This window comes from Candidatus Nanopelagicales bacterium (assembly GCA_018003655.1).
GTDB lineage: Bacteria > Actinomycetota > Actinomycetes > S36-B12 > UBA10799 > JAGNDY01.
Genome location: JAGNDY010000098.1, coordinates 1 through 6,241, shown reverse-complemented (window position 1 = coordinate 6,241; position 6,241 = coordinate 1). Strand labels below are relative to the sequence as shown.

Annotated in this window: 9 protein-coding genes; 8 read left to right on the top strand and 1 reads right to left on the bottom strand. The window is 63.0% G+C overall.

Features of this window, described 5'->3' with window-relative positions; all coding sequences use genetic code 11:
* Both KAZ48_10225 and KAZ48_10220 read left to right on the top strand, forming a co-directional pair.
* Positions 1-1,049, top strand: a 1,049-nt coding sequence (locus KAZ48_10225; GenBank protein MBP7973166.1) for an acetyl-CoA carboxyl transferase, incomplete at its 5' end; no start/stop codon positions are given.
* 44 nt (positions 1,050-1,093) lie between these two features.
* Positions 1,094-1,843 carry an SseB family protein gene (locus tag KAZ48_10220; protein ID MBP7973165.1) on the top strand — a complete coding sequence of 250 codons (750 nt, stop codon included), beginning with the start codon at positions 1,094-1,096 and terminating at the stop codon, positions 1,841-1,843.
* Here the strand turns inward: KAZ48_10220 and KAZ48_10215 are convergent.
* A complete protein-coding gene (locus KAZ48_10215) occupies positions 1,821-2,186 on the bottom strand; it encodes a DUF1844 domain-containing protein (protein MBP7973164.1) in 366 nt (121 codons plus the stop codon). The genes KAZ48_10220 and KAZ48_10215 overlap by 23 nt on opposite strands.
* A 253-nt stretch (positions 2,187-2,439) precedes the next feature.
* Between KAZ48_10215 and infC the strand changes: the two genes are divergently transcribed.
* The 6 genes from infC to KAZ48_10185 form a co-directional block, all read left to right on the top strand.
* Positions 2,440-3,030 (top strand): translation initiation factor IF-3, encoded by a 591-nt coding sequence (infC, locus tag KAZ48_10210; protein ID MBP7973163.1) that lies wholly within the window; start codon positions 2,440-2,442, stop codon positions 3,028-3,030.
* A gap of 5 nt (positions 3,031-3,035) precedes the next feature.
* Positions 3,036-3,233, top strand: coding sequence for a 50S ribosomal protein L35 (rpmI, locus tag KAZ48_10205; GenBank protein MBP7973162.1), 198 nt, complete (start codon positions 3,036-3,038; stop codon positions 3,231-3,233).
* A gap of 77 nt (positions 3,234-3,310) precedes the next feature.
* Positions 3,311-3,685: a 50S ribosomal protein L20 gene (gene rplT, locus KAZ48_10200; GenBank protein MBP7973161.1), complete on the top strand. Its 375-nt coding sequence runs from the start codon at positions 3,311-3,313 to the stop codon at positions 3,683-3,685.
* Between the two features lie 20 nt (positions 3,686-3,705).
* Positions 3,706-4,515 (top strand): RNA methyltransferase, encoded by an 810-nt coding sequence (locus tag KAZ48_10195; protein MBP7973160.1) that lies wholly within the window; start codon positions 3,706-3,708, stop codon positions 4,513-4,515.
* Positions 4,516-4,626: 111 nt separating this feature from the next.
* Positions 4,627-5,421 (top strand): hypothetical protein, encoded by a 795-nt coding sequence (locus KAZ48_10190; GenBank protein ID MBP7973159.1) that lies wholly within the window; start codon positions 4,627-4,629, stop codon positions 5,419-5,421.
* A 63-nt stretch (positions 5,422-5,484) separates the two neighbouring features.
* The coding region (locus KAZ48_10185; protein MBP7973158.1) for a phenylalanine--tRNA ligase subunit alpha at positions 5,485-6,241 on the top strand (757 nt) is incomplete at its 3' end.

The following is a 6,241-nucleotide window of genomic DNA, read 5'->3' as shown; positions in this document are numbered from 1 at the left end:
CTTGGGGGTCGTTGGGGTCAGTTACGTTCGGCGAGCCTGGGGCTCTGGCTGGCTTCTTGGGTCCACGGGTCTACCAAGTACTTGAGGGTGAAGCCTTCCCTGAAGGAGTCCAGACGACCGAGAACCTGGCTCGGTGCGGCGTCATCGACGGTGTCGTGGAACTGTCCGATCTGCGTGATCAGCTGTGCCGTCTTCTTGCGGTGGTCGGGAGCGGAACCCACACCGAGAGTCCACCCCTGTCACCCAATGGTGGCGCCACCGTCGAAGCGTCGCGCCATGACCGCAACGGACAAGACTGGGCCAATGTGCAGAGCACCCGCCGGCCAGATCGGCCTGGGATCCGGGATGTGCTCGGGGTCGCCGAGCAGGTCACGTCGTTGTCCGGCACCGGCGAAGGCGAGGCGTCAGCTGCCGTAGTTCTTGCGCTGTGCCAACTGCGCGGACACTCGGTCGTGTTAGTCGGTCAGGATCGGCAGGCTCAGCAAGCCGGTGTCGGTCTGGATGCCGCAGCCCTACGGGTTGCGCGCCGGGGCTTTGCACTGGCCAGCGAACTTCAGCTGCCGCTCGTGACGGTGATCGATACAGCGGGAGCCGAGTTGTCACCGGCCGCTGAGCAGGGCGCGCTTGCTGGCGAGATTGCTCGCTGCCTCGCTGACCTCAGCCTGTCGACGGTTCCAGCGGTTTCGGTGCTGTTGGGCATGGGCTGCGGTGGGGGAGCTCTCGCCTTTCTTCCAGCCGACCGGGTGCTGGCCGCTGAGCACTCGTGGTTGTCGCCGCTACCGCTGGAAGGTGCATCGGTCATCCGGTACCGCACGGCCGATCACGCAGCCAGAATGGCCGAGTTGCAGCGGGTCGGCGCAGCCGATCTCAAGGCGGCCGGAATCGTTGACCAACTCATCGCCGAGCGACCGGACGCAGCGGACGAATCCGATGCGTTCACGTCTCGTGTGGTGGAGGCCGTGGCTGATCAACTTGACGACCTCACGCGACTGTCAGCATCGCAACGGCGGGCGATCAAGCGAGCCCGGTACGGCGCCGGGTCAACGTGAGTGCCCGCGAATCCGACGCTGATCCCGGTCAGACGCAGCCGGACATGACGCAGGACCGTTTCCGGGGTAGGTCGATTCCGTCGTCGCCGTTCAGTGGCGACGACGGTCAGGCCGCACCGGCAGTGATCGACGCATTGTCGGCGTACCAGGCGGGGACGCTGGACAAATACGCGGCCGTCGCAGTCCTCGCGGATACACGGCTATTCGTTCCCGTCGTAGCCGTACTGGATACCTCGGAAGAGTCCGAGGACGGTCAGGAGGTCGAGAAGGACAGTCACATGGCCACGGTCAGTGTCCAAGGCCCGCACGGCGAACGGGGGTTGCTGGCGTTCACCTGCGACTCGGCGCTCACGGCCTGGTCCGCAGTGGCACGTCCCGTCCCCGCACTTGCGCGCTCGGTGGCGGCGGCGGCCCTCGACGAGGGCGCCGACGTCTTAGTCATTGATGCGCAAACCGACCACACCTTGATGGTGGATTTGCCGGGGATACTCGCGTTGGCCCAGGGCCGCGAGTGGCTTGCGCCGATCACGGATCCACAGGTTCAGGAGGAAATCTCGTCCTGTATTGGTGCCGTTTCGATGCCGGTTGATGTGGCCTTCGAACTGCGCCCAGGAACCGGTGGCGCGGAACTGCATTTGGTGCTGCTGGCGGCACCCGATGGCAACCGCGAGCAGGTTGCTGCGGTCGCTGCTGGCGTTGCCAGGCAGCTCGCAGAGTCGGAATTGCTACGAGCTCGCCTCGTTGGCGGAGTTCAATTGACTGTCGAGCTCCTCACACCCGGGGCGGGTTCCTGAGTGACTCACCAGGTCCTGTGCCGGGATCATCCGGGATCGCCGACGCTTCCCGGAACGCAAGTTGAAGCGACTTAAGGCCGTCGCGAAGCGGTCCGGCGTGGGCGGATCCCAGGTCTGGGGCGCTGGCATGGATCAGCCCGGCGAGCGCATTGATGAGGATCCTGGCCTCGGCCAAATCCGGGCCAGCGTCCTCGGAGATATCCTCAGCCAGGCCGCATCGCACCGCTGCGGCGCTCATCAGGTGGATGGCTACTGTCGTAACAACCTCAACCGCGGGAACTTCGGCGATGTCGCGAGCCGCCGAGGCCTCGGAATTGTCGTCGGTGGTTTGCTCGTGACTCATGCTGTTACCCTTACAGACGAAGCTTCCCTCCGTCACACCGGAAGTCAGGTCACCGCAGGTCGGGTGCCCGGCTGGTGCTCAGGCGACTGGGTCCGCGGTCGGGGGCTTCAGGCAAAGCGGAGTGATCTCCCACCTGGCAACTTGCAGTTGACTCAGGTCCCAGGCGTTTCGGCGTTGTTGGGGGCGTCGAGAGGCGCCGGTGGCTCACTGCGAAGAGTTAGGCAGTTGAAGTCCACGAACTTAAGGAGGCGCTATCAGCGTCGAACCCCGCATCAACGAGCGGATTCGAGTCCCGGAAGTACGGCTCGTAGGTCCAGCCGGCGAGCAAGTTGGAATTGTGCGTATCGAAGATGCGCTACGACTTGCAGCTGAGTCTGATCTTGACCTCGTCGAAGTAGCCCCAACTGCCAGGCCTCCGGTCTGCAAGTTGATGGACTTTGGCAAGTTCAAGTACGAGGCCGCAATGAAGGCGCGCGAAACCAGGCGAAACCAAACGAACGTCATCATCAAAGAGATGAAGCTTCGGCCCAAGATCGATCCGCACGACTATGGCACCAAGAAGGGCCACATCGAGCGTTTCCTCAAAGCCGGTGACAAAGTCAAGGTGACGATCATGTTCCGCGGACGCGAGCAGTCGCGTCCCGAACTCGGATTCCGCCTACTGTCCAAGCTCGCGGAAGACGTCGCTGACATCGGAGTAGTCGAGTCCGCACCCAAACAAGACGGACGCAACATGATCATGGTGATCGGGCCGCTCCGCAAGAAATCAGAAGTCCGGTCGGCCAAGGAACAGGCCGACGCAGAAGCATCCGACGAACACGTCGTCGAAGACACCAGGGAGTAACACGCATGCCAAAGATGAAGACCCATAGTGGGGCGAAGAAGCGATTCAAAGTGACGGGGTCAGGCAAGATCACCCACGAGCAGGTCAACAAGCGCCACCTCCTTGAGGTCAAAAGCTCACGACGCACCCGTCGCCTGCAGCAGGACAAAACGCTCGCGAAGGGCGACGAAAAGACCGCCAGGCGCCTGTTGGGTATGCGCTAAGCGCCCAACTACCTCGTATCTTCCAAACCACGATCGACGACTGGCGGGATGCCAGTCGCTAACGCAAGGAGAAAGTTGTGGCACGCGTCAAGCGCGCAGTCAATGCGCACAAGAAGCGTCGGGCAGTCCTCGAGCGCGCCAGCGGTTACCGCGGCCAGCGATCCAGGCTGTACCGCAAGGCGAAAGAACAAGTCACCCACTCGATGGTGTACTCCTACCGTGACCGTCGCGCGCGCAAGGGTGAGTTCCGTCGCCTGTGGATTCAGCGGATCAACGCGGCCGCCAGGGCCAACGGGATGACCTACAACCGGTTCATTCAGGGCCTCAAGGCAGCTGAAATCGAAGTCGATCGTCGCATGTTGGCCGAGTTGGCTGTGAACGATTCAGCGGCTTTCAGCGCACTCGTGCAGATCGCCCGCGACGCTGTCGTGGTCGAGTCACCCGCCGCCTAGCCCAGCTGCTCGAACCTACAGTGAGCCTCGCTGACGCGCAGACTGCGAGTGCGGCCAGTCTCCGTCGGGCCCGCGCACTCAAACGCAAGGCCGAACGGCAGGCACAGGGACGATTCCTGACCGAGGGCCCGCAGGCCGTGCGGGAGGCGCTGCGCGCGGCGCTCGCGTTGGAACTGTTCGTCGACCAACGCAACGAGTCGCCAAGCCATGGCGAATTGACCCAGGACGCACGCGCCCAAGGCCTCCCCGTCCAGTTGGTCAGTGACGATTTCGCCGGCTTGACCGACACGGTCACCTCACAAGGGATCGTCGCGATTACGGCGATGGTTGAGCAGCCGACGCTTGCTGTTTTCGCTGCGTCGTCGCCGACACTGGTCGCCGTTGCAGTCGCACCGGCCGATCCGGGCAACGTTGGCACGCTTATCCGGATCGCCGACGCCGCCGGGGCCGACGGCGTGATACTGACGTCGGGCAGTTGCGATCCATACAACAGCAAGGCGGTTCGGGCCAGCACTGGTTCAATCTTCCATCTGCCAGTCCTCACCGGATTTACCTTCGAGCAAGTGCGAGCGGCACTTCCAGTCGAATTGTGTCGGTTCATCGCAACGTCGGGGGCTGCTGAAGTCGAGCTCTTTTCCGACCAGCTCCACGACGTGATCGCGGCACCCGCAGCGTGGGTCTTCGGCAATGAGGCCCATGGCTTGGACGCAGAGGTTGTGGCCGCGTGCGACTTGGCAGTTCGCATCCCAATCTACGGTCACGCCGAGAGCTTGAACGTTGGCGCTGCTGCGGCAGTGTGCCTCTACGCATCCGCCATTGCAGCAAGATGAGGTTGAGAGGAAGTCAAAGCCACTCACGGTCGCCCGTTCCGACGCGGGACCGCTGGCGTGGGTTGTATCAATCGTGGAGGTTTCCTGGCAAGTTTGGCGGGGTAACCTGGCGTGGAAGATGTGAATGAGCCCAGTTCGGACCTCGTGGAGGACACCCAAATGTCGTACTACAAAATGCCAATCATGGATGACAGCGGCTTCGTTGTTGTCGATTCCTACGACCAGTCGCAGGATCCAGCCGAATGGCTAGCCATCGAGTATGTGGACTGGAAGTCCTCTGGTGACACCCGTTTCTCGCCGCTCGCCTCGGCATATGGCGACCTTGAGTGCGATGGCTTCTGGAACCACACACCAGCCAAGACCGACAAGGACGGCGTCTGGGTCGAGCAGAACGTCGAACTCGGCCCGCGCCTCGTCGAGCGCGCCAAGGAGCCTGGTGTCAACATCGGTCGCTGCCGCGTCATCGAACTGCAGCCCAACACCTACGCCGACGCGATCCACAATTTGCACATTGATGACAACAACCGCCTCAACCCCGATGGCACGGGGTGGATCGTGCGTGCCTTCTTCAACCTCACCGATGACCAGGATTCAGTCATGATCCTGCGCGAGGACAAAAATGACCCCGCGACGGAGACGCGCGTGCCGCTACCTGCCGGAACGCAGGCGGTCATTGACACCCAGCGGCTCTACCACGCGGTGTGGCACCCAGGTGACCAGCCGCGGTACTGCTTAATCACGTCCTACGAGTCGGCCCCCGACCTTGAGGCGTGGATCGATGCGCGCCATCCCATCACGCGAATCGACTCACCGCCGGTCCCGAAGGCGGAACTCGCCGAAGCCAACCGGCGCCAGGCCGAGCGCGATCAGCAGGCTCCCAAGCCTGAGGTCATGTCAGAGGCCTGATCGACGGTCGTTGTGGGGAGTTCAATCCGCCCCAACTAGACTCCGGGGCGGATCGAGGAGCAGATGTCAGCGCCAAACAAAGACTATGACCCAGTAGAAGTCAGTGCCTTGGATCCGGCAGCGATTGCGGCCGCCCAAGCGTCGGCCGAGGCAGCGGTTGCACAAGCGTCCGATCTTGCCGACCTCAAACAGGTTCGGATCGACCATGCCGGGGACCGGTCTGCGTTGGCCCTGGCCAATCGCGAGATTGGCGCATTGCCGCCGGCAGCCAAGGCGGAAGCCGGCAAGCGGGTAGGAAAGGCGCGTGGAGCGGTTCGGGCGGCGATTGAGCGTCGCCAGAGTGAGCTTGAGGCCGAACACGACGCCCGCGTTTTGGTTGAAGAGGCTGTTGATGTCACCCTGCCGTCTGATCGCACGCCGATCGGAGCCCGCCACCCCTTGACTGCGGTCGCCGAGCACCTCGCTGATGTCTTCGTCGCCATGGGTTACGAGGTCGCCGAAGGTCCCGAGGTTGAGGCTGAGTGGTTCAACTTCGACGCGCTCAATATGGCGCTAGATCACCCGGCCCGCACCATGCAGGACACCTTCTTCGTTGACTCACCTGACAGTTCGGTGGTGCTGCGAACTCACACCTCGCCGGTCCAAATTCGGGCACTGCTCGATCGGGAGTTGCCGGTCTACGTTGTCTGCCCGGGACGCGTTTACCGAACTGACGAGTTGGATGCCACGCACACCCCGGTCTTCCACCAGATCGAGGGACTCGCCGTGGACGAGGGCATCACGATGGCCGACCTCAAGGGCACGCTCGATCACCTGGCGG

Coding starts and splice junctions, on each gene's coding strand:
- KAZ48_10220 (MBP7973165.1), top strand. CDS start 1,094: ATGACGCAGGACCGTTTCCGGGGTAGGTCGATTCCGTCGTCGCCGTTC.
- KAZ48_10215 (MBP7973164.1), bottom strand. CDS start 2,186: ATGAGTCACGAGCAAACCACCGACGACAATTCCGAGGCCTCGGCGGCT.
- rpmI (MBP7973162.1), top strand. CDS start 3,036: ATGCCAAAGATGAAGACCCATAGTGGGGCGAAGAAGCGATTCAAAGTG.